Origin of the sequence: Paenibacillus sp. MMO-177 (assembly GCF_037147795.1) — a bacterium.
Taxonomy (GTDB): domain Bacteria; phylum Bacillota; class Bacilli; order Paenibacillales; family Paenibacillaceae; genus Pristimantibacillus.
This window is the reverse complement of record NZ_JBBCUR010000001.1, coordinates 931,357-956,401: the sequence shown is the minus strand read 5'-3', so window position 1 is coordinate 956,401 and position 25,045 is coordinate 931,357. Positions and strand designations below refer to the sequence as shown.

General features: G+C 46.7%; 17 protein-coding genes. 12 read left to right on the top strand and 5 right to left on the bottom strand.

Annotated elements, in window-relative coordinates:
• The first annotated feature begins 64 nt into the window (after positions 1-64).
• The 3 genes from WFK81_RS04205 to WFK81_RS04195 all read left to right on the top strand — a co-directional run bounded on the left by WFK81_RS04205 (position 65) and on the right by WFK81_RS04195 (position 8,024).
• Positions 65-6,244 (top strand): S-layer homology domain-containing protein, encoded by a 6,180-nt coding sequence (locus WFK81_RS04205; RefSeq protein ID WP_336785179.1) that lies wholly within the window; start codon positions 65-67, stop codon positions 6,242-6,244.
• A gap of 181 nt (positions 6,245-6,425) precedes the next feature.
• Positions 6,426-7,256: a PPK2 family polyphosphate kinase gene (locus tag WFK81_RS04200; protein WP_336785178.1), complete on the top strand. Its 831-nt coding sequence runs from the start codon at positions 6,426-6,428 to the stop codon at positions 7,254-7,256.
• Positions 7,257-7,343: 87 nt separating this feature from the next.
• On the top strand, positions 7,344-8,024 hold the full coding sequence (locus WFK81_RS04195) for a hypothetical protein (protein ID WP_336785177.1): 681 nt from the start codon (positions 7,344-7,346) through the stop codon (positions 8,022-8,024).
• 139 nt (positions 8,025-8,163) lie between these two features.
• Here WFK81_RS04195 and WFK81_RS04190 read toward each other — a convergent pair whose 3' ends face one another.
• A complete protein-coding gene (locus WFK81_RS04190; protein ID WP_336785176.1) occupies positions 8,164-8,793 on the bottom strand; it encodes an isochorismatase family cysteine hydrolase in 630 nt (209 codons plus the stop codon).
• A 760-nt stretch (positions 8,794-9,553) separates the two neighbouring features.
• On the opposite strand from WFK81_RS04190, the gene WFK81_RS04185 reads away from it, so the two are divergent.
• The 7 genes from WFK81_RS04185 to WFK81_RS04155 all read left to right on the top strand — a co-directional run bounded on the left by WFK81_RS04185 (position 9,554) and on the right by WFK81_RS04155 (position 16,928).
• On the top strand, positions 9,554-9,958 hold the full coding sequence (locus WFK81_RS04185; protein WP_336785175.1) for a hypothetical protein: 405 nt from the start codon (positions 9,554-9,556) through the stop codon (positions 9,956-9,958).
• Positions 9,959-10,199: 241 nt separating this feature from the next.
• Positions 10,200-11,030, top strand: coding sequence for a vWA domain-containing protein (locus WFK81_RS04180; RefSeq protein WP_336785174.1), 831 nt, complete (start codon positions 10,200-10,202; stop codon positions 11,028-11,030).
• Between the two features lie 10 nt (positions 11,031-11,040).
• Positions 11,041-11,814 (top strand): protein phosphatase 2C domain-containing protein, encoded by a 774-nt coding sequence (locus WFK81_RS04175; RefSeq protein ID WP_336785173.1) that lies wholly within the window; start codon positions 11,041-11,043, stop codon positions 11,812-11,814.
• Positions 11,815-11,819: 5 nt separating this feature from the next.
• Positions 11,820-14,021, top strand: a complete 2,202-nt coding sequence (locus tag WFK81_RS04170; RefSeq protein WP_336785172.1) for a hypothetical protein — start codon at positions 11,820-11,822, stop codon at positions 14,019-14,021.
• Positions 14,022-14,226: 205 nt separating this feature from the next.
• Entirely contained in the window at positions 14,227-15,036 is an 810-nt protein-coding gene (locus WFK81_RS04165) for an aminoglycoside adenylyltransferase domain-containing protein (RefSeq protein ID WP_336785171.1), read from the top strand.
• 86 nt (positions 15,037-15,122) lie between these two features.
• On the top strand, positions 15,123-15,563 hold the full coding sequence (locus WFK81_RS04160; RefSeq protein ID WP_336785170.1) for a cell wall hydrolase: 441 nt from the start codon (positions 15,123-15,125) through the stop codon (positions 15,561-15,563).
• Between the two features lie 507 nt (positions 15,564-16,070).
• Positions 16,071-16,928, top strand: coding sequence for a sugar phosphate isomerase/epimerase family protein (locus WFK81_RS04155; protein WP_336785169.1), 858 nt, complete (start codon positions 16,071-16,073; stop codon positions 16,926-16,928).
• Positions 16,929-17,205: 277 nt separating this feature from the next.
• On the opposite strand, the gene WFK81_RS04150 is transcribed toward WFK81_RS04155, so the two are convergent.
• Positions 17,206-17,388 (bottom strand): hypothetical protein, encoded by a 183-nt coding sequence (locus WFK81_RS04150; RefSeq protein ID WP_336785168.1) that lies wholly within the window; start codon positions 17,386-17,388, stop codon positions 17,206-17,208.
• A gap of 66 nt (positions 17,389-17,454) precedes the next feature.
• A complete protein-coding gene (locus tag WFK81_RS04145; RefSeq protein ID WP_336785167.1) occupies positions 17,455-19,134 on the bottom strand; it encodes a ribonuclease J in 1,680 nt (559 codons plus the stop codon).
• Positions 19,135-19,295: 161 nt separating this feature from the next.
• Between WFK81_RS04145 and WFK81_RS04140 the strand changes: the two genes are divergently transcribed.
• Both WFK81_RS04140 and WFK81_RS04135 read left to right on the top strand, forming a co-directional pair.
• Positions 19,296-20,132, top strand: a complete 837-nt coding sequence (locus WFK81_RS04140; protein ID WP_336785166.1) for an SPL family radical SAM protein — start codon at positions 19,296-19,298, stop codon at positions 20,130-20,132.
• Between the two features lie 94 nt (positions 20,133-20,226).
• Positions 20,227-20,886, top strand: coding sequence for an SGNH/GDSL hydrolase family protein (locus WFK81_RS04135; protein ID WP_336785165.1), 660 nt, complete (start codon positions 20,227-20,229; stop codon positions 20,884-20,886).
• A gap of 80 nt (positions 20,887-20,966) precedes the next feature.
• Here the strand turns inward: WFK81_RS04135 and WFK81_RS04130 are convergent, their stop codons facing one another.
• Together WFK81_RS04130 and WFK81_RS04125 are read right to left on the bottom strand one after the other, a co-directional pair.
• The gene (locus tag WFK81_RS04130; protein WP_336785164.1) at positions 20,967-23,354 is read right to left on the bottom strand and encodes an MMPL family transporter; all 2,388 of its coding nucleotides are present in this window, start codon (positions 23,352-23,354) and stop codon (positions 20,967-20,969) included.
• Between the two features lie 41 nt (positions 23,355-23,395).
• Positions 23,396-24,010 carry a TetR/AcrR family transcriptional regulator gene (locus WFK81_RS04125; protein WP_336785163.1) on the bottom strand — a complete coding sequence of 205 codons (615 nt, stop codon included), beginning with the start codon at positions 24,008-24,010 and terminating at the stop codon, positions 23,396-23,398.
• Positions 24,011-25,045: the final 1,035 nt, after the last annotated feature.

Below are 25,045 nucleotides of genomic sequence, written 5' to 3'. Positions count from 1 at the left end.
AGATGGGGGGAATTTAATCCGTCAAAATGTAAGCGCTATTATGAGGGATAATGGGGGTAGACTCGTGTTAAAAAGGAAAACTCGTTCGAAGCTTTTCCATTTCTTAATTTCTTCCTTAATTTTATCGACAAGTCTAGGTAGCGGTGTTGGTAACGTCTATGCTGAAGAAATCACACCTGCGGATAATAGCGATGCGTTATCGACTTCTTCAGTATATGCAAATACCATCGAGAATCCCGGTTTTGAAACCGGAGATATGACGGGCTGGACGATTATCGAGGGGACTGCATTCGGGAAAGACAGTGTATCAAATGAAACTACGTATTGGGCCGAAAAAATTCCATATCAACAAGAAGGAACATACCACTTAAATGGATGGAAGGCAGAAGAAGCAGCAACGGGAAGGGTAAGATCTTCAACTTTCACCCTGGATGGTTCAGGGTGGATTACGTTTATGCTTGGCGGAGGCAGACATACAGACCAGGAGTATATTGAAATCCATAATGCAGACACGGGTGAAGTGATTGCTCGTTACGGAAATACGGAATGGAATGCTAACAACTTTCCAAATGTAGACCTTGGCTTGCGTTTAGCTAACCTGGTTAAGTATAAAGCCGATTTAAGCTCTTATATAGGTCAAAATTTGTATATCGATATCGTGGATAACGGAACTACCGATTGGGGACTACTGTTTGCTGATTCCTTCAATACTTATTATGAAACAAAACCAAATGATGGTGCTAGAGCCGATAATTTGTACGATTCGAGTGTGAAAGAAATTGAAAACCCCGGATTTGAATCTGGAGATATGAGCGGGTGGACCGTTGTTGAAGGGGAGGCTTTTGGTCCAGACAGCGTATCGAATGAAACGACCTACTGGGCTGAAAAGATCCCCTATAACCAGGAGGGTCAATATCATCTGAATGGTTGGAAGTATTCGGAGGATAAGACGGGGAAACTGCGATCTACTACATTTAAATTAAGTGGAAGCGGATGGATTTCCTTTAAATTAGGCGGTGGTAAGAATACTGATTTGGTACATATCGATGTTTATGATGCCACTACCAGTGAGTTAGTAGCGCGTTACGGGAACACCGAATTTGCTGATATTAATTTCCCTAATGTTGACAAGGGCCTCCGACTGGCTAATATGGTGCAGTATAAAGCGGATTTGCGATCGTACCTAGGCGAAAATCTATATTTTGAGATTGTTGATGAAGCAACAGCTGACTGGGGAGTAATTTTTGCCGACGATTTTAAGACCTACCTTACGAGTACACCGACTGATGGTGTTTTGGCCAAAAATCTGTATACTCCTGTTCGATATGAGTTACGCAATCCTGGCTTCGAATCGGGTAGCTTATTAGGTTGGACGGTTGTTTCTGGCGACGCATTTGGACCTAGCAGTGTCTCGAGTGATGCGACTTGGTGGGCCGAAAACATCCCATTTAATCAAGAAGGCAACTACCATCTTGACGGTTGGATGTATGATGAGCAGAAAACAGGAGTCCTGCGTTCATCTACATTCACTTTGGGCGGCTCTGGCTGGATGACGTTTAAACTTGGAGGAGGTAAAAACACTGATCTTGTACACGTTGACGTATACAATGCGGATACAGATGAGTTGATCGCCAGGTACGGAAATACGGAATTTAAGGATGTCAATTTCCCGGATATTGAGCAAGGTATGCGGCTTGCCAATATGGTTCAATACAAAGCAGATTTGTCTAAGCACCTTGATGAGAATCTGTATCTTGAAATTGTTGATAATGCCACTTCGGATTGGGGTATGATTTTTGCCGATGCTTTCTTTACCTATCATGAATCTGTTCCGACAGAAGGCGTATTAGCGACAAACTTAAACTCAACCACACCAGATTTCATTGAAAATCCAGGCTTCGAGACTGGTGATTTAAGTGGCTGGACGGTGGAAGGAGATGCCTTTACGGGTGCAGTGACAAATGAGGCTACTTTTGGTGACGATTTAAAGCCATTCGGTCAAGAAGGCACCTATCATGTATCCGGTTATGGCAGAGCCGACGAGCAGACCGGTATGTTAACATCTAACCCCTTCAGGCTGAGCGGAAATGGTTTTATCCATTTTCTTTTAGGTGGCGGAGCCAATAAAAACCAACTTTACGTGGCTCTAGTACGTGCTTCAGATCATTCTGTACTGATGAAAGCGACTGGAAATCAGTCGGAAGCGTACACCCAAGTTAATTGGGATGCAACGCAGTATCTTGGCCAGGAGTTATATATTCAAGTTGTAGATCAAGACCCTACTGGACATATCAATGTCGATGATTTTCAGGTAAAAGGATCAGGATTAGTCGGCTACTGGTCCTTTAATGAAGGACAGGGTACAACCGCTAGTGATACGGTTCGTAATCAGAAGGATGCGGTTAATTATGTATTTAATGATGCGAAATATAAACCGAACAGCGAACCTTTATGGAGAGACGGTATCGTCGGTAAGGGATTGCTTTTCGATGGATACTCTACTTGGATCAACAGACCTGCGAATGAGATCGCCAAACCTGCGGATGAAATCACCATTGAATCTTGGGTTGCACCAAGGTCTTATGAGTGGGGTGACCAAGGAAAACTTTCTGCGATTGTTAATCAATATGACAGCGATAACCGCACTGGTTACATTTTGGGAATGGGCCGTCATGGAGAATGGTCATTCCAGGTAGGAATTAACGGCAAATGGGTGGAGGTATGGGCTGCAGTTGATAAGCCTCTCAAAAAATCCGAGTGGTCTCATATTGCTGCTACCTACAGCAGAACTGACGGGAAGTTAAAGCTGTACTTGAATGGTGAAGTGGTGGGTACAGCAACCGCTGAGAAGAAGTTGCCCATTTCCCCAGCGAACAAAGATTTTATGATCGGTAAAAATAACTCAGGCGTTTTGATTAACGGGGTCTTCACTGCCAATATGTTTAACGGCATGATTGACGAAGTGAAAGTGTATAATCGTTCCCTCTCTCAAGGAGAAATCCAAAGTGACTATCAAACCGTGTCATCCCGTTATGAAGGAGGTATTCTTCCAAAGCCTTCTTTGGATTTTGAACGTACGGATTACGATGGGGACCGTTACCGGCCACAGTATCACCTGATTGCGCCAGGGCATTGGATGAACGAACCACACGCTCCACTATACTTTGATGGAAAGTATCATATCTTCTATCAATTTGATCCGCAAGGTCCTTATTGGCATCAAATTCATTGGGGACATGCAGTGAGTGACGATATGGTGCATTGGAAAGACATGCCGGTTGCCCTTGCTCCGGATGCTAACTCAGAAACACCTGACGGGGTATGGTCTGGCAGTGCTGTTGTCGACGACAATGGTAATCCAGCGTTATTCTTTACAGCTGGGGATGATAAAGCTACACCAAATCAGGCAACAGGGCTTGCGAGAAGCACTTTTAAGGATGACGGCGATGTTAATCTGAAGAATTGGGTTTATAACGGATCTCCGGTAACTACCCAAGCGTCTAATTTACAAGCGGAAGAGGGTCAAGTATGGTACGGCAATTTCCGTGACCCGTACGTATGGAAGGACGGCGATACCTGGTACCAATTAGTTGGTTCAGGAATTAAGAATGTAGGTGGTACTGCTTTACTGTATACATCCGATGATATGATTCACTGGACTTATCAACATCCGTTCTTTGTAGGTGATTATGAGAAATACCATAAAACCGGGCAAGTATGGGAGCTTCCTGTATTGCTTCCACTGGGCAAAGATAACAATGGAACGATGAAATATGCATTCTTCATTAATCCGTGGTTTGACCATTATGATGCGGATAATGTGAAGTACGTCTTTCATTGGATTGGTACTTGGGATAAAGTGACTAACAAATTCATTCCCGACCACGAGGAGCCTCGCTTATTCGATTTTGGTGAACACTTTACGGGACCAAGTGGTATGGTGGATGGACAAGGGCGTTCGATATTATTCAGCATCACGCAAGATCGTCGTACCGAACAGCAGCATTATGATGCAGGTTGGGCGCATAATGGCGGATTGCCACTTGTGTTATCCTTGCTCAGCGACGATACGCTGGGTGTAGAACCGATTCCTGAATTGCAATCGCTAAGAGGTAAAAATTTGGTGGACCTTTCTCAGACTACTGTCGGAGCAGCTAATGCCAAGCTGAATAAGGTGCAAGGAGATATGTTAGAGGTTGTATTGGAAGCTAAGATGAATAACGCGAAAAAGCTGGGTCTCTCTCTGCGGAAGACCGCAGATGGCAGTGAGGAGACCAAGCTCTTCTACGATTCAGAAAAACAACTTCTAAGCTTGGATAGATGGAAATCTTCTCTGGATCCTGATGTACAGAAAGGCATACAATCTGGAAACATGGTGCTCGATGGGGATCTGTTGAAGCTGCATGTCTATCTGGATCGTTCGATGCTTGAGGCCTATGCCAACGGTAAGAATAGCATAACATCCCGCATTTATCCAACACGTGGTGATGCACTCGGCCTTGAGTTATGGAGCGAAGATGGGGCAGTTACCATTCAGAAATTACAGATTTGGGAAATGAACTCCGCTTATGGCAGCTCGGTTCCAGCTAGTTGGCCGGCTATTCAAGATCAAGCTGTGCCAGTTGGGGAACTGCCCAATGCTGATTTTGAAAAAGGTGACTTGTCCGGTTGGACGGCACAGGGACAATCATTTTCGAATCAAAATGTCGTAAAGGTTAACGATTGGGGATGGGGCGGACCATTTAATCAGGCCTCAGTCGCAAAAGACCCTGATCGCTATCATTTGTGGGGATTTACGCCAAAACTCGGAGATTCTGCAACAGGATCACTGACATCTCAAACGTTTAAATTAGGAGGAAACGGCAAAATCAGCTTCCTAGTTGGCGGTGGAATGGATATCGATAAGCTTTATGTTGCACTTGTGCGAGCATCCGATAATAATATTCTGATGAAAGCAACCGGGAACAACAACGAAGCCTACAGCCGTGTTACTTGGGACGCTTCTGCCTATAAAGGAGAGCGTTTATATATTCAGGTCGTTGACCAAGGAACAGGTGGCTTTGGTCATATTAATTTCGACAATTTGAATGTTCCAGTAGCGTTGAATGCTAATAACAATCCAGGTGCTGGAGAGATAGTGAGCAATCCGAAACCAAGTGTTATAACGCTCCCAAAAGCCAATCTGGCTGGTAAAATCTCTGTCAAAATCGACAATGATGCGAAGCAAGTGCTTCTTCCTGCAAATGCAACCATCGACAAGAAGAACGTAATCGAGCTGTCAAATGATAATGTAACCATTCAAATTCCGGGCAGTGTGTTACTCAAACTGCAGAATCTTCTATCGGTGGATCAACTGAAGGATGCGTTGATTTCCTTAAAAATGGAGCCTGTATCTGTTGCAGATCGCACAGAGCTGTTGAAGAAAGCGGAAGCCAAAGCAAAAGCGGATCTGACTGTTGCAGGGAGTATGTTCGAATTTTCGCTTTCTATTATAGACAAGGATGGAATGGAGAAAAAATTATCTCAATTTGACGAGAGCATTTCGATTGGACTCCTTGTACTAGATCAGTCCAAGAAAGAACTGAATGGCATTTATTATATGGCCAGTGACGGTTCTTTGGAGTATGTTGGCGGGGAGATACTCGATGACAAACTGTTTGCGCAAATTAGTCATTTCAGCACATACGCAGTTCTTAGCTATGATAAGTCTTTCATAGATGTGAGCGATTCATTTTGGGCGGCTGGAGTTATTAAGAAAATGGCTGCCAAGCACATTATTGAAGGTATTGATCAAACTCACTTTGCACCGAAAAAGTCTGTGACGCGAGCGGAATTCACAACGTTGATCGTGCGCGCACTTGGTCTTAAAGCACAGGGAGTGACGACCTTCAAAGATGTGGCGCAAAAGAGTTGGTATAGCAGTGAGGTGGCGGCAGCTACAGAGGCGGGGATAGTGACCGGGCTTTCTAAGACTGTATTTGCACCGGATGCAACCATTACTCGGGAAGAAATGGCCGTTATGCTCGTACGTGCTTATGAGTATCTTAAAGGTACTAAGGTAGATCCTGTCTATGTAAAAGACTTTGCTGACCAAGGAAAAGTTAGCAGTTGGGCAAAGGAGGCAGTAAGAAAAGCGCAAGCGTTGGAACTTATAAAAGGACATGGCAATAATCTATTCGTGCCGAAAGATGTGGTTACCCGGGCGGAGAGCGCACAGGTTATTGCTAATCTGATACTCAAGTAAGATGGTTAAAGGGCAAGCTGCAAATGCAGCTTGCCCTTTATTAAAGTGGGAGTTGTCGGGAAGATAACTTAACTACGTATGGTGATGAATCAAACATGTCTATTGTGAATTGGAAGGGTTTTAATGCTATCATCTCGAATATTTGACGAGAGCTAAAGAAGTGACTGAGGAGGTGTTTCTCATGTTGAAAAACTATCGGCTGACCAAAGCGGACAAGCGCGGTCTGAGCCGCTTCGATCCGAACGATACGGGCGGCTATGCAAGTAAAGAGGACATTCAAGATGAGTTTGAACACATGGAACGGAAGCTTCGCGATCTGCAGGACAAGTTATTTGCCTCGAAGACGAATGGCGTGCTTGTTTTGTTCCAAGGGATGGATTGCAGCGGGAAGGACGGCGTTATCAAGAAGGTACTGTCCAATCTGAATCCTCAAGGTTTTCGAGCGGAGAGTTTTAAGAAGCCGACTCCTGAAGAGTCTGCTCATGACTTCTTATGGAGAACGCATAAGGTTGTTCCTGCCAAAGGCTATATTACGGCATTTAACCGTTCTTATTATGAGGATGTGCTCATTACCCGGGTACATGGCTTAATACAGGACGAGGAAGCGGCAGCCCGGATGAAGCATATACGGCATTTCGAGAAGCTTCTAACAAACAATGGTGTATTGCTGATCAAAATTTTCTTGCATATTTCTCCTGAATTTCAACTCGAGAAAATCCGCGAACGGCTGAGCAACCCGGAGAAGTTGTGGAAATTCGATCCAAGCGATCTCAACGAGCGGCATTACTGGGATTCATACATTGACGCATACGAGGATGCCTTCCGGCATACGGCAACCAATCATGCTCCGTGGCATATCGTCCCGGCCAATGAACGATGGTTCCGCGACTACTTGGTGCTCCGGATTATTTTAAATTCCTTGGAGAAGCTGGACCTTTCCTATCCGGAACCGGACATCGATACGGGAAAGCTTCTGGAGCAGCTTCAATCGGACGCCTCCATGTCCCTATAGCCCATTTATAAAAGGAAAGGCAGCCGAAGATCGGCTGCCTTTTGATTACGGGAGCAATGCATCCTATCAGAGCAGGGGGAAGCCATCATGAGTGAAAAGCTTGATGCAGCTGTATTAAATAATATCGTTTGGTGTGGAATCGTATGCGAGACGCACGGTATTGCTGCAACTTCTAGAAAACATATTTGGAAGACAACATCGAAATCTCCGCCGTATTACCCGGACGTGATTACATCAAGCAGGCATGTAACCGTTGATGAGGTAATTGACATCATTGCTAATAAAGAAACAACCGGTATCAAAGATAGTTTTGCTAATCTTGATTTGTCGCCTTTTGATTTTGAAGTGTTATTTACAGCCGACTGGATTTATCATGCACCGGTGGCTAGCTTGGAGTCCATTCAACCTGGATGGTGCCATGTCACAACAGAACATGAGCTAGCGGATTGGACTTCCGCCCATGGCTTAGAAAATGTGATTAAACCTGAACTTTTAGAGCGCCGTGATGTAAAAATTTATCTAAAAAAGAACAAGGATGAAGTGTCAGGATTTATCGCTAATCTAGGCGCAAATGCCATAGGGATATCCAACGTATTTTCGAGTGCTAATATCGAAAATACGTGGTCAGATATTCATAATATAGTCTCATTAGATTTTCCGGGGTTACCCATGGTGGGATACGAAAGCGGTACTGATCTTACCGCAGCACTTAAATCGGGATGGACAACCGTAGGACCGCTTCGTGTATGGGTGAGATCGAGTAACTGATTGAGCAATTTGATTGGGGAACAATTGGAGTTATTATTGAAGGAAAACGTGTTGAATTACCCAAACAAAAGGAGATGTATAAAGCTTAAGAATAGATTCGAATTTACCACGGTTGTTTTATACCATTGGGGATATTGATTTATAAGTTTGAAATAGCCTCCTGTGTCGTCCAAGTAGCACTAGCAAATGCTTTATAATTGGTAACGGCAGCTTGAAAATCATCTTCACTAATTGTTGCGGTGGCATCGTATACAACAGCTGTTTCAAAACCAGTTTCGATTAGATGCCTCATATGTGACTCTACACAAACGTTGGAAAGCACCCCTGCAATAATGATCTTCTCTTTTTTATGTTGTCGTAACTGATATTCCAAGTCATTTGTTTGTGGGCTGGCAACCTTGTGAGGAGTTGCAATGACGGTTCTTTTATCAAAAATATAAGGTTTGAAGGAATGAACAAAATCAGCTCCAAATGACGGTGGTGTGTACGCATTTGCTACTTGATACATTCCAAGACCTAATAGCATCTTTTGTTCATTTCCTGTAAATTGCCAGCCATAATCATGAGGGTATAAATAATGGGGCGATATGAAAAGTTGGTATCCTTTATTCATGGCAGTTCTCATTAATAGTTCAAGGTTTTGTATAGTATTGTTTCGTTCAATAGTTCCTTTAGTCAGATGATAGCCTCTTCCCCCAGGACTCATAAAGTCATTTTGTGGGTCTGTGATTACAAGAGCAGTATTATTGGGATGTGGTTTAAACGGCAAATTACTTACCTCCTTCGCGGCATGAGCATGTGGAAATTTTTGCATCCTGATCAGGGGAGATAGAGGAGTTGTTTTCTAAAAGTTCAGCATTGACACGACAGCTGCACCGAACAAGTACTACATAGTCATTAAAAACTCTATAGGCATCTATATGTATTTGTAGTTTGTTTGGTTCCCTTTGTTATAGAATTTAGTGTACAACTTTGACGAAGCTGGATCGCAATGATGAAAAAAGTGCTCCGATAGTAGATGTGTATCCGGTAGAGAATTTGATTAAAGGGCTCAGTAAAACGAATCAGATTAAAATAGCCGTGGCATTGGATTTAGCTAAAACTGATCTAATATCTTGATATGAGATTAAGCAAACGGGAGACTTTAACTCAATACTTACCCTACAACGAAGCTGCCGGCATGATTGGTGGCTTTATTTCATTAACCTTCATTCATTCTAATCAAGTAATCCTGGATAATATTACGGAAATGCATGTCACGTTTACAATAAGAAACAGAGTAAAAAATTAAAAAAATTGGATATAGAGACGTATCCCATGTATGTCCTAATGAATAAGGATGGGTTTGTATATAAATCACCGTACTTAAGTAACGGGAAATGTATGTTCGATAAGAAAAGCACACAAGGTTGCCGATAATTCTGCAACTTCTTTTTCTTGGTTATAAATTCCGCTTAAGTTTTCTTGATTCCTTAGATAAAATACCAAATGTAATATAAAAATAGTGAGCATGCGCAGAGGATGAAAACATGGAAAACTTGACTGCTAATCTTTCCCTTGAGTACATTGAAGACCCATTCGATGATTCTCCGAGAACTATTACTATTTTTTGTGATGAGAACATCATTGTAGACAAAAAGGATTTAACAGAAAAGATGGAGTTTTGTTTAACAGCTTCAACGATAAAAATTGTTATTGAGAGTATAAAGAATAAAAGTTCACTGTATAAATTTTATTTTTATCTTTTAGTAATTTTTGAAGGTATATTTAACAGTTTTGGTTTAAAGAGCATTGCTAATGCAAGGTTTAAATATGTGCTTAATTTAAAAATTACAGGCAAAGATGCTTACGTATCTGCTCAGTTTGATGCTTTTAAGAGTAAAGACCCATTTTTAATATTGAAGTCAAATTACGTTGAAGTAACCGATTCTTGACGATCCAAGCCTTACGGAGCAATTCTCGGGATTGAAAAGCAGTTCGCTCATCAGCGTATAGGTCGGCTTTGACGTGCCCCATTCAGTGCTCCCCGCCGATGGATTACCCATCCGCGAAGCGTCCAAAGCTTATAGTTCAATACAGCAGCCGGCGTTTTACGTCGGCTGCTTTTTTTATTGTCAATACTTTGTCCCTTATCGAATAGGAATAAACATATACCTATTATGAGGGGTGAGCGCCATGTATTCAGCTGAAATCAGCCGTTCGAATCCGTCTTGTATCTTGTTTATTATCGACCAATCCGGGTCGATGTCTGATCCGTTTGGGGCCAGCACGAAATCCGAGAGCGTATCGGACGCCATCAACCGGTTATTGCAAAATCTCGTTATCAAATGCGCGAAGTCGGAAGGGATACGCGATTACTATCATGTTGGCGTAATCGGCTATGGCGCCGGTGTCGGTCCGGCGTTCGGAGGTGTTCTGGCGGGGAAAGAAGTGGTGCCGATTAGCGAAATTGCCGATAATCCGTCAAGGCTGGATAAGCGGTTGAAAAAAGTGCCGGATGGGGCAGGCGGGCTGGTTGATCAACTCGTCAAGTTTCCGGTCTGGTTTGAGCCCGTAGCTAATGGGGGCACGCCGATGTGCGAAGCGATGAGAACGGCTCAAACCGTTCTGACTCAATGGATCAGTGAATACACTCATTGTTTTCCGCCGGTTGTTATTCATATTACGGATGGGGAATCGACCGACGGCGATCCGGCGCTTGAAATGGAACAACTAAGAGCGCTCTCGACGGATGACGGCAATGTACTGTTATTCAATCTGCACATCTCGAATAGTCCGAGCGCGGTAGAGCTCCGTTTTCCGGAAACCGCGGATGCGCTGCCCGACGCGTATTCCAGGGTTCTTTACGAAGGTTCGAGTCCGCTGACGCCTTTTATGATCCGCGTCGCCAATCAGGAGTACGACTTGAATCTTTCCGATGGAGCGAGAGGTTTTGTGCTTAATGCGGATTTAACTCTCGTGATCCAGGCGCTTGATATCGGAACGCGTCCGGCCAATCTGCGATAGAGCTTCCGTTATGCGAATCGAAAGCGAATGTTTTCTATTGCCGAAGGCAGGTAATCGCAGAGATGAATACGAGGATGCCTCCCATAGCAGCATGCACGTTCACAAGGAGACGACAGTTTGCAGATTCGCCATAGCCGATGGGGCCAGTGAATCCTCTTATGCTGAACAGTGGGCGAATTTGCTCGTAAAGGGTTATTGCTTTGGCAGATTCGGAGGTATGCAGATCCATAGAGCAGTCTCCCCATTATCGAAAGCCTGGCAGAAAAAAATGAACGGCAAAACTCTCCCCTGGTATGCGCAAGAGAAGCTCAGCAGCGGGGCGTTTTCCACATTAGCGGGGATCACGTTCCGATTTGCGATCGATGCCGATGCTGCGGCATTTGACGCGATCGCGGTCGGCGATAGCTGTATTTTTCATATTCGAGAGGATAAGTTGATCGCCTCATTTCCTTTAAGCACAGCCGATGATTTTGGGCGTCGACCGGTTCTCATCTCGAGTAACACGGCCAATAATGCCCAGCTTCATGAGTTTGTTCACAGATGGAGCGATATTGCCGGAGCGGGAGACGAGTTCTGGTTGATGACCGATGCCCTAGCCTGTTGGCTGTTGACTCGCTACAAGGAAGATACCAGCGTAATCAGGATCATGCAAAAGCTAGCCGACGAGCACGACTTTCAACATCTCGTGCATGAAGAAAGACGGCGGCCTCACCATGAGGGCTATTTTTATCTTAGGAATGATGATGTTACGTTTATTCGATTAAAACTGGTTAAAGGGAAGTGAGGCTATTGTTCTGGCCCACTCCGCAGGATTATAGGGAAGCCATCCAAAATCCGCGTATCTGCTTCAAGGACCCAGATCTGCAGGCAAGTCTCCCTGAATTGGATAAGCTTGGCCTCCCCCGTCCGATATCGGGAAGCTTTGCCAGCGTATATAAAATGAAGTGCGGCGAGCGAGAGTGGGCGGTCAGGTGCTTCACGAACAATGTAAAGGATCAGAAGTTCCGTTACGATGCCATCAGCTTGCATTTACGCTCCAATCCTCTTCCTTATCTCGTCCCGTTCGAATATCTTTCCGAAGGCATCAACATTAACGGTCAGTGGTTTCCGGTCGTGAAAATGCAGTGGGTGGAAGGAGAGTCGCTGCTCGCTTACGTGGGGCGGAATTTGCATCGTGCCGACCTGCTGCAAGAACTCGCCGATAAATGGTTAATAATGACCCTCGATTTATGCTCGGCTAATATTGGGCATGGCGACTTGCAGCATGGAAATATATTAATCCATAATAATGAAATCATTCTGATCGATTACGACGGGATGTATGTCCCCGCTTTAAACGGCATGCCAAGCAACGAGCTAGGTCATCGAAACTATCAACATCCGGGAAGGAATGAAGAGCATTTCGGCCCCTATATCGATCATTTTTCGGCATGGGTAGTTTGGATATCGATCGCAGCCGTTTGTTCCGATCCCTCATTATGGCATTCGCTTGAAGCGGGAGAGACGGAGGAAAGCCTTCTTTTTCGACGGAATGACTTTGTTCGTCCAGATGTGTCACGGGCATTCGAGTTGCTGACGCTTGTTGAAGAAGAGGCGGTACGAAATGCTGCAACCGCCCTTCGGGCATTCACGGCAATGGAAGTGCCGGAGGTACCCGGACTCCCCGATCCCCATTCGGAGGGAAAGGATATGCAGCCTTCAAGCCTCCATATCACGTCCTTATCTAAAATTACGGCATTTAGAAATTCACTAATCATCTTGTCTGATCGGGTTTTGAAGCGGAGGCCGCGGAAGGTTGACGCTATATCGCCGCCAGAGCCTTCGTATTCCGGTGGAGCGTCTTGGGTCTTGGACCATATTACGTTGGAAGCGGCGCCGCGCAAGAAGCGATCAATGTATTTGTTTTTGCTGGACAGCTTCGTTTCGTACTTGATTTTACTCGCAGCAGCGTTAGCCGCGGCTGCTTTGTACAGCAGTGCCCCGGTCACGGCGCCGCTCTTCTGTTCGATTATAGGTTTGGGCACGGAGATGGCCTTTTTAAGTTGGCGTTATGGAAAGGTTCCCGCCGTCCGGGAAAAGAGAGCCACCCAGGAAAACATAAAGAGGCTGGAGCCTGCCCTATCCGAATTAAGCAGCGAGCTGAACGAATTAAACGATAGGAAGCAAAAATTCAGTCAAAGCGAAGAGGAATCGATACGTGATTGCATACAAAGGCTCGAGGAAGCGGCTTATCGGGAAAAGCATGAAACGGAAGCGGTAGAGAAGGAGCTTCATATTCATTTAAACGGGTTATTTGGCGAAAGACGGAACATGGACCATGAGGAAAAAACGGAGTTGTCCAGCAGACTGGCCTCATTTCAAAAAACGTGGCTGGAAGAGCAGATCATTAAACATAAGATTAGCCAGGATACTATTCCGGGTATCGACGATGAAATGAAACGCCGTTTAAGAACGAACGGAATTCGAACGCCTGCCGATTTTATGGACATTACGATCAATCAGTCCTATGGCCGCAAACAAATCGATAGGGCATATTTGATTTTAAAAAACGGTGGTTCGGTTCATATAGGCATGAGCCGATCTCAAGCGAAGGCGCTGGTCGACTGGAAAATAAAAATCGAACGCAGGTATCGATCTAAAATTCCCGCAGTCCTTCCTCGCAGCGAAATCTCCGCCATAGCGTTCAAGTATAAGGATCGGAAGTCAAAATTAACCGAGACCGAACAAACGTATAAAACCGCAGCGCAGGAGAAGCTAAATGTGATCAAACAGGCTCATCATCCTGAGCTGGATTCCTTAACAAAGGAATTGGAGGCTGCCAGAATCCGGCTTGAGACCGAGCTTCATAACTTTGACAGGCAGATCGATGAACGAAGTAAACGCCACTCAGAGAAACTGGAGGAATATCGCGACCTAAACAAACGAATGGCATCGTACATGGATGTTCATTTTTTAAGGTATGTAAAGCAAGTATTCCTGTTTCGAGAGTAAATTACCATCATCCTGAGACAACATCCCCTGCCGGAAGCCGGGAGGGGATTTTTTTTGGTCAACGGCAGCTGCTCCTGCTCTTTCTGCTATTAAAGGTAAACAATAAATTTAAATATTTGTTATTACCATATTTAGGATGAAGTCATGTTATTATCAATTAGAGAATATGAAATGAACGAATTATAAAGTCAGGAGTTGTTATCTTTTGAGCGGATATAACTGGGGGAATTGCCCTTCGGAAATAAAGAAGCAGATCATTATGGTAACGGATTTTTTATCACACGCGTTGGGTGAAAACTTGATAGGGATTTACCTTCACGGTTCAATGTGTTTAGGCAGCTTTCAGCCTTCCCGCAGTGATTTAGATATTATGGTTATAACTCAAACCTCCATAAATGCGTCTCAACGTTTTCATTTAATGAATGGATTCTTGGCTCTACATAAAAAACCATCACCAATAGAGTTAAGTGTTTTGTGTATCTCTGACCTTAATCCATGGAGGCATCCCACTCCTTACGAGTTTCACTTTAGCGAGTATTGGCGACCTAAATTTGAGGTTATAGCCCGTGAGAATGATTTGGCATTCTGGGATTTTAAGGAGGTCTGCACGGACGGCGATATCGCATGTCACGTAACTTTAATTAACCAAAGCGGTATTTGTATTTACGGACGAGCCATAAACGAGGTATTTCCTCCTGTACCTGAAGAGCATTTCTGGGATTCCATTTATTGGGGTATAGATTATTTCAGCAAACTGGAGGGGGAGCTTCTCGTTACAGGAATCCTCACACTCCTTAGAATCTGGTCTTATAAAGAAAACAAAGCGATATATTCAAAGGAAGAAGCCGGCAGGTGGGGCATTGATTTAGTTCCTTCGCAGTACCGTCATATCGTTGAAAATGCAATTGAAATACATAATGACCAAGCCCAAATAAAAAACTTTTTACCGTCTGACTTAGATCGTTTAAGGAATTATATTATCAATCAAATCAATGAACCGTCAGCGAGTAACTGAGATACGGTAATATCGCTCCCTTGGCCGAGTAACACTTCCGCTTCGCCTATAATATGATGAGTCTAGAAAGCTAAAGAGGTGAGTCAATGGCAGTCGTAAAAGCCAGGAGTCGGGATATTGATATGTTGGCAAGGTTGCTTCGAGCTGAAGCCGAGACCGAAGGCGAAATGGGCATGCTCCTTGTTGGAAATGTTGGCATTAACCGTATAAGAGGAAATTGCTCCGATTTTAAAAACATCCGGACAATTCCCCAAATGATCGAGCAGCCGCATGCTTTCGAAGCGTTGCAGCATAGTTTGTACTATCAAGGCGCAAGAGACAGGGAACGTCGTCTGGCGCAACGGTCCGTGAATGGGGAGCGGAATTGGCCGGCCGAATTCTCCCTATGGTATTTCCGCCCGGGATCTTTTGAAAATCCCGGACCATGTCCGCCAACTTGGTATGATCAGCCGCTCGTAGGACGCTGGAAGAAGCACTGCTTTTATCAACCGACCGTGCAGGAATGCGAAAATATTTATAATACGTAAATTAAAAAGCGAGCTCCGTCCCTTGAAGGACGGAGCTTTTTGTTTCACTTGGTATGTCCTGTGGAAAGAGCCGTCCGGGTTTGGTTCTGCAGCAGCGGCTTGTAGGTGCTGCAGAACCCAGCGGCGTGCTGGACGCTGCCGATATAGACCCAACCGGTTGTCATAATGAGATCCCCCTCTCTGCGAATATGGATAATTTTGCAGTGCATGCAAAAAAAAGAATCAGCATGAATTAACAATCTTTTAACCACCTTGTTCAATTTATCTACAGAACTATAACATAATCCGTTTGCGCTGGAATGGGGTTAGATTTAGGAGTGTGGTAGAGAAAATCAAGATGTTAGGGAGATATATTCTCGGCTTAGCATAGGCAAATCTTTTTTGGCGTGAGCCGCAATCCTCCGTATCCGCATTATCCAAACCGTGATATTATTCTGATAGATAGGCAGGTTTGCTTGGCAATAACGCGAATTAAGGAGTCAGCCACACTTGAAGGGAGATTCGATAATGAAATTTGGGATCAGCACCTATAGCTACTATCAAGCGCTTCAATCAGGGGAGATGGACGTTCTTGACGTAATTGCCGCGATTGCTGAAATTGGCGGAGAGCATGTTGAAATTGTGCCGCTTGGCTTCAATTTGACGGAGAATCCGGAATTAATTGAAGCGATCCGCCGTAAAGCGGACGAGGTGGGCATTGAAATCTCCAATTATTTGATAGGCGCCAATTTTGCCGGCAAAAGCGAAGCGGAATACGAGCAAGAGATTGAGCGTGTTATGCGGGAAGTGGACATTGCAGCGAAGCTTGGCGTGAGGCTGATGCGCCATGATGTGGCATCGTCGCCGGATACGTCGATCCGTAATTTCAATAACGAGCTTCCCAAGCTCGCAGAGGCTTGCCGCCGAATCGCCGATTATGCGGCAACGAAGGGAATTACAACAACGGTTGAAAATCACGGTTATTTCCTTCAAGCCAGCGATCGTGTCCAGGCGCTCTTGCATGCAACGGACCGGGACAATTTCAGAACAACCCTGGACGTCGGCAACTTTGTCTGCGTGGACGAGAATCCGGTTGTTGGCGTCTCCAATAACATTGATTATGCGGCTATGGTGCACGTTAAGGATTTCTATGTGCGTCATCCCGAAAGCGACCTTGGAGATGGCTGGTTCCGTTCGGCCCGCGGCAATTACTTGCGTGGGGCTATCGTAGGCCAAGGAGATATCGATATGCGCCGGGTGCTTGGCATTGTGAAGCAATCCGGCTATGACGGCTATATTTCCGTTGAGTTCGAAGGCTTGGAGCCATGCCGTTTTGGCGTGCAGCAGGGCCTAAATCAATTGAAGAAGATCTGGCAATCGCTGTAATAACGTGAGAGCTAATCATCATTTAAACAAGGGCGCGGCATGTCTGCTGTTCCTTTTTTGTTATTCTCGACTAGAGAATTTGTGAAATCTGAAGTAATTTTGTTACCCGCTATTCGGATTTAACATATGGAGTGTATAATCGACAATTGAGTCGAGTTCATCGGGAACGGTCGTATCCGTTACTTTTACCGTGGAGTGAGACTACTGATCGGGATAAAAAAGAGTATTTGATCGTGAAAGATCAAATACTCTTTTTGCCTATGTTCCTAAACAACGTTTACTCGTTATGCGTATCCACGATTTCTTCCATCACGGAGGAAGGCTCTTGACTGGCTGCAAGCACCTCTTGGTCGGTTTGGTTAGTGCCCTGGATTTGTTCGGCAGCTTGCGCTTGACGGTTTAATTGTTTCTCCACTTGTCCGATTCCATGGGCCCCTTGATGGCCACGGCTTGATGTCATAGGTTTCTCCACCTTTCTTGTTTGTCGTGCAACCGTTATATTCATCGGCCTGAATAGTATATCCAGCTATACCAGAATAATGATCGGAAGAATCATCGGTCTGCGTTTTGTTTTGGCGTACAGGAATTTTCCGACCGACTCTTTCAGGGTTTGCTTGTACAGATTCCATGGCTTATGGAGCTTGTTCTCCTTCTCCAGAAGCTGTTCCATTTCATTTAGCGTGATCCGGTGTACCTCCTCCATCAGACCTTCCGACTCCTTCACGAATACGAAACCGCGGGAGATGATGTCCGGTCCCGACACAATCTTATTGTCGCTCTTCCCGATTGTAACAACAATAATAAGGATGCCGTCGGCAGACAGCACCTTGCGGTCGCGCAGCACCACGTTGCCTACATCGCCGATCCCAAGCCCGTCGACATAGGTATCTCCGTTCGTGACGCTTCTTTCCTGGAAAGCCTCCGAGCCGGCAAAATCCACGACATCGCCGTTATTCAAAATAAAGATATTGCTTGCTTTAACCCCCACGGATTCGGCTAATTCTCGATGCAGATGCAGCATCCGGTATTCGCCGTGTATGGGAATGAAGTATTGCGGCTTCATGAGCGTGAGCATCAGCTTCAGCTCTTCCTGGCTGGCATGTCCGGATACATGCATGCCGGTGCTTGAGCCGGAGCCGTAAATGACTTTGGCTTTCCTCTCGAACAGGTTGTCTACGATTCGGGCGACATTCCGCTCGTTCCCCGGAATAGGGGAGGAGGCAAAAATAACGGTGTCGCCGGGATGAACGGCGATCTGCCGATGATTGCCGCTGGCAATGCGCCCTAACGCCGCCATGGGCTCGCCTTGACTGCCCGTGCACATCACGGTGATTTCGTTTCGTTTGTATTTATTGACCTCGGCGATGTCCACCAGCATATTTGAAGGCATATTGAGGTAACCCAAAGTGGAAGCGATCTCCACGACATTAACCATGCTTCTGCCGGCCAGGGCAATTTTGCGGTCCGTTTTGACCGAGGCGTCAATAATTTGCTGAAGCCGATGGACATTGGATGCAAACGTCGTTATAAAAATCATGCCGTCGGCATTATAAAAGGCCTCCTGAATATTTGCCCCAACCAGGCGTTCGGAAGGGGTGAAGCCCGGACGTTCCGCATTGGTGCTTTCGGATAACAGCGCTAACACGCCGTTTTTTCCGATCTCCGCCATTTTGTGAATATCGGCATATTGATTATTGACCGGAGTAAGGTCGAATTTGAAATCCCCGGTATGGACAACCGTTCCTTGGGGAGTATGAAATACGACGCCGAGGCAATCCGGAATACTGTGGTTGGTGCTGAAAAAGCTGACGGGAACCTTGCCCAAGGTAATCTCGGACTGCGGTTCAATCTGATGCAGGGTTGTCGAGCCAAGCAGGCCATGCTCCTTCAGCTTTCCTTTGATGAGACCAAGCGTCAGCCTTGTTGCATAAATAGGCATATTCAATTGTTTGATAATATACGGGATTCCGCCAATATGATCTTCATGGCCATGCGTCACGACAAGGCCCCGGACTTTGTCCTCGTTTTCGATGAGATACGTAATATCCGGTATAATCACATCAATGCCAAGCAGGCTTTCATCCGGGAATTTCGATCCGCAGTCCACAACGACGAGATCATCGCCGCATTCAATAACATACATGTTTTTTCCGATTTCATTAACCCCGCCAAGAGGGATAACCGACAATTTATGATTTGCCGCCATGAACCATCCGCCTATCCATAAATGTTTTTTTTCCTCATTTGGTTGGTTTTCCCGTTCTTTAGAGTCATTATTCTCGAAGAGATTGATTAAAAACGGAAGTTTAGTTATGATAATAAACGGAACGTTTGTTCTTGTTTTAGTTGTCTAGAGAGGGGGTTGCCATGGCCATCGAAATCAGAGATATCGTATCCAAGAGTATCCTAAGCGAAGCGAAGGGTTATCTCGATATAGGCTTTACCCATTCCCTTAATCCATATAGCGGGTGCTCGTTTGCCTGCAAATACTGTTATGTGAGAGAGATGCCCATCCAGAAGTTCAAGCAGATTCCATGGGGAGAATGGGTGGACATGAAGACAAATGCCGCGGACCTTTACCGGAATGAAGTGAACAAACTGCGCCGGAAAAATAAGCCGATTCATATCTTTATGTCTTCGGCAACGGATCCTTATCAGCCGATCGAACGGGAAGCGGGGATTACAAGGCGGATTTTGCAGGAAATGCTGGAGGCTCCTCCCGATCTGCTTCAGATTCAGACGCGAAGCCCGCTTATTAGGAAGGACCTCGATCTTATCGTGCAGCTCAAGGATAAATGCGAGGTTCTTGTATCGATGACGGTAGAGACGGACCGCGAGGATATGAAGCGGCTCTTTGCGCCCTATGCACCGGGTATCAAGCTGCGGCTGAAGGCTCTTAAAGAGATGCATGATGCTGGAATTATGACGCAGGCTGCGATCTCTCCGGTGCTGCCGTTTACGCCGGATTTTCCAAAGGTACTGGAAGGAATAGCGGACCGGATCTGGATTGATACGCTTACGATCGGGGATGGCTCCATGGGGAGAAGATCCAAGCGATTAGGCATGCCTCAGCTTTTTGACGACCACAACCTGACGGATTGGTACCGGAGCGATATTCATAACAGGGTGGAGACGTACTTTCGGTCGTTCTATCCAGGCGAGATGATCCATGTGTCGAAGAGCGAAGCTTTTCCGCTGAATTAAGCATGAATTTCGGTAGCCCTTTTTCGGATTTTTGGTATGATGAATGTGGTAGATTCTTCAATTAACTAATTGTTCGGAAGAGGGGGCCATATCAATGTTGTTAGGGCAAAATTCGAAGCTGGTCATGATCGGAGACTCCATTACGGATTGCGAACGGGCTAGACCTAGGGGAGAAGGGCTGTTTGGCGCAATCGGAAAAGGTTACGTGTCGCTGGTGGATGCGCTGCTGACCGCAGCTTATCCGGAGCTTGGCATTCGCGTGGTAAACATGGGGATAAGCGGCAATAACGTCCGGGATTTGACGGATCGCTGGCAGACGGATGTCCTTGATCTTCAGCCCGACTGGCTGTCTATTATGATCGGGACTAACGATGTATGGAGACAATATGATTTGCCCGCTCAGACCGAGCAGCATGTCTACATAGACGAATACGAAGCGAAGCTGGAGGCTTTGGTGGAACGTACGAGACCATCGCTGCAGGGACTTGTGTTAATGACTCCGTTCTATCTTGAGGCGAATGAAGCGGATCCAATGCGCAGAACGATGGATCAATACGGTCGGGTTGTCCAAAAGATAGCGTCCAAGTATGAAGCTCGTTTCGTGGATACGCAGGCAGCGTTCAACAAGGTTCTAGGGTCTATTTATCCGGCAACTCTCGCTTGGGACCGGGTTCATCCAAATATGTCGGGTCATGCGGTGCTTGCCCGGGCCTTTCTGCAAGCGATTGAATACGATTACAACCGCGGGTTGTAGGACCGCTTGATGTAACCGATGATAACAGTGAAATAAAGGAAAGGACCGCTGCTGGCAGCGGTCCTTTCTTGTTGTTATTTTTAATGAGCCCGGCTTGGTTTAGCCTTTTTTAATTCCTTATGGCCATTCGGATTCGAAGATTTGTTAAGCTCCGCAATCAGCTTGTCGCCTTCTACATCAAGGTTTGGAAGAATGCGGTCCAGCCATTTCGGCATGCCCCATGCTTTGTTGCCAAACACAGCCATAATAGCCGGAACAAGCGCCATGCGGACGAAGAAAGCGTCAATAAGAATACCGATGGTGAGAGCAAAGCCGATTTGCTTCAGCATGATGTCCTCGGTCAGAATGAATCCGGCGAAGACGGATACCATGATAACCGCTGCCGCCACAACGACACGGCTCGCTTGCTTATAACCTTCAACCACGCTTGTTGTTCCTTTGTGCCCATGGACATAAGCTTCGCGCATGGAGCTTACTAGGAATACCTGATAGTCCATCGCAAGGCCATATAGGATACCGGATACCATAATCGGCATAAAGCTGAGAAGCGGGCCGCCGGTATCGAAGCCAAACAGATCATGCAGCCATCCCCATTGGAATACGGCCGTCGTAATACCGAAGGTAGCCAGAATGCTAAGCAGGAAGCCAATGGTTGCTTTTACCGGAACGATAATCGACCGGAATACAAGCAGCAGAATGATAAGCGACAGGATGAGGATGATACCGATATAAATCGGGAACACCTCTGCCAGCTTTGCCGACATGTCGATGTTAATCGCGGTGAAGCCGGTAACGCCCAGCGTCACTTTGTTAGATTGAGAGATGCTGGAGTCTTGATCGCGAAGCTCTTTGACAAGCTTTTTGGTCTCGTCGTCTGTAGGACCGGATTTCGGAATAACGCTAATAATCCCGATGTCGCCGGTTTTATTAATGCCCATTGGCGTAACAACCGCAACATCGTCATGCTGCTGGATATCCTGCACAAGCTTGCCGAGAAGTTCAGGCGTAACCTTGTCGGAGGTGCTTGCAGGCTCGGCAACGAGCAGGAGCGGCGAGTTAAAGCCTTTGCCAAAGCCGGCCGAGATTGCGTCAAAGCTTTGTCTAGCCGGCGTATCCAGGTTTGCCGTATCGCCGGATGGCATGCCTAATTTCATATCGGCAGCCGGAATGGATGCAGCGCCAAGGATAACGATCACGCCAATGATCACGAGCCAGCGGCGGCGTACAACTCCGTTCGCCCAGCGATGTGCCGTGCCTTGACGGGCAACGCCTGCTTGCTCGTTGTTTTTCTTCCGTGCTTTCACGGAGACGATCCGTTCACCAACCAGACCAAGCAATGCCGGAAGCAAGGTCAGGGCTACAAGGACGTTAATAAAGACACTTGCTGCAGCGACAAGAGCCATAGCGGTCAGGAAGTCGATATTCATAACAACCATGCCGCATAATGCGATAATAACGGTTAACCCGGCGAAAAATACCGCGCTGCCCGCCGTACCCACTGCACGGCTCGCGGCTTCGCGGGCGCTAAGGCCTTGATCGAGGATCATGCGGCGCTGACGGTTTACGATAAACAAGGAGTAGTCGATTCCGACCGCGAGGCCAACCATCATGGCAAGCGCAGGCGTGATATCGGTCATCGGAATAAATTTGGAGAGGGAATAAGCGCCCCCGACACTGATACCAACACCAAGCAAGGCGGTTACGAGCGGAAGACCGGCTGCAACAACGGAGCCAAGCGTAATAAATAGAACAACCGCGGCAACAACGATACCAACTCCTTCGGTAGCGCCAATTGCCGGCTTGCCTACTAGCGTATCGCTTGGCAGAGCTTTGATTCCCAAGTTCGCTTGCTCTACGGCTGTAACGTCATCCACAACGGTGTCGATGACTTCTTGCGGAAGCGACATTTGCTGAACGGTGAATTGGAATTGGAACAAAGCCACGTTGCCGTCGGCGGAAATCATAACGCCGGGCACTGGATTGCCGTCAACGACGAGCGGTCCGTATGGGGCAGCCGCAGCTGATTGAGATTGATCGGACTGCGTTGCGCTTTGCTGCGCATTTTGCTGCTCGCTGCCGGCAGCCGCATTGCCGGATTGAGCCGCATCCGTTGCCGTTGCGCCTGCCGCGGCGGCTGCTTCAGCCGGATTGATGACATATTCAACGTCGTACACATCGTTAATAGCTTTCGTAATAGCGGCTATACGCTCCGGCGTATCGAGGCGTTCGCCCTGCGGTGCAGTGAATACGACGCTTGCTTGCCCGCCGGAAGCTTCCGGCAGTTCTTTTGCCAGCTGATCCAATACCTTTTGCGCTTCGGTTCCTTTTATCTTCATCTCGGAGCTGGTGTGAATGCCGTTAATGCCGATCAGGGCACCAACAACGCCAAGAATGGCAATCCAGGCAATGATAAAATGCCAAGGCTTGTTATAGGCTGTTTTGCCTATTTTGTACAGGAAAGTCGACATAACAGTGTGGTTCTCCTTTTTTTATAGGATAATATAAAAATCTAAAAACCTTTTTTCAAATAACCAAACATGTCATCCAAATACTGATCGAGCGAAATGGAGTCCGGCGGCTCGTCACCCGATTGACCGGGGAACCGGATGCTGCTGCTGCCATATAGCATCGGGAGAGCTGCTCCATAGGATGCGCCAACGAGCAGCTGAATGTAGCCCTTTGCATAGTTGTCTTCGAACAGATCAAGCAGCAATTGCTCGGCAAGACCTTGATGGCTATGAAGAGCGCTGAGAATGTAGGGCTCCAGGGTAGGATGCTGTTTGGACAGCTTCACGAGCTGGCGCGTTTTTTGGAACAGGCCCGCGGTAAGCTCCATTCGGACCAGATGCTCCATAACCTCAAGCGGTGTGGTGTTCTCCGTCAAGCTCTCGATCAGCTGCTGCACTTCATTCACGTCGTTGAAGGCGGAAGCCCCCATAACAACCGCTTCTTCCTTGCACGAGAAATGATTCGCAAACGTTCTTCTTGAATATCCTGCACGCTGTACAATATCCTCTACTACAAAATTGTCCATCCCACGTTCCATGGCGAGATCAAATGCCGCCTCCGCGAGCGCATTAGCCGTTGCTTCTCTTTTGATTTCACGCAAGCTTTGCTTGTTCATCGTAGATCGGCCCTGTGCCTTCACCTCACTTCGTCGTTGCTCAATGGGCAACGATTGTATAAGTATATTATTGCCCAATGGGCAATGATGCACAACGGGCAGAGTTTGACGTTTTTGTGGCGGAAGCGGGTGAGGGGACCGACAGCCCCGCGAGCGTCCCCGCCAGCCGGATCCGCAGCAGGCAAAAAGCCTGCTAATACGCCCGCGGTCAGAGGGCGTCCCCGCCAGCTGGGGCTGTAGCAGGCAAAAAGCCTGCTAATGAGCCGTGCGATGTCCCGCGCATTCGCCAATATGAGCTGCAGCAGGCAAAAAGCCTGCTAATGAGCCGAGCGATGCCCCGCGCACTCGCCGATATGAGCTGCAGCAGGCAAAAAGCCTGCTAATGAGCCGAGCGATGCCCGCGCACTCACCGACATGAGCTGCAGCAGGCAAAAAGCCTGCTAATGAGCCGAGCGATGCCCCGCCCACTCGCCGATATGAGCTGCAGCAGGCAAAAAGCCTGCTAATGAGCCGTGCAATGTCCCGCGCGATCGCCGATATGGGCTACAGCAGGCAAAAAGCCTGCTAATGAGCCGTGCAATGTCCCGCGCGATCGCCGATATGGGCTACAGCAGGCAAAAAGCCTGCCGAATTTTGCTGCCAGCCAATCCACTTATCTGCCAATATGAGCTGTAACACGAAAATTTCCTCTTACTTACTCGCTAACCCCTGTGCATTCCCGCCAATATGAGCTGTAACACGAAAATTTCCTCTTAATTACTCGCCAACTCCTGTGCATCCCCGCCAATATGAGCGGTAACACGAAAATTTCCTCTTAATTACTCGCCACCACCTGTGTATTCCCGCCAACATGAGCTGCAACACGAAAATTCCCTCTTAATTGGTCGCCATCCTGTGTACGTCCCCGCCAACATGAGCGGTAACACGAAAATTTCCTCTTAACTACTCACCAACCTCCGTACGTCCCCGCCAACACGAGATGTAACACGAAAATTTCCTCTTAATTGCTCACCAACCTCCACACGTCCTCGCCAA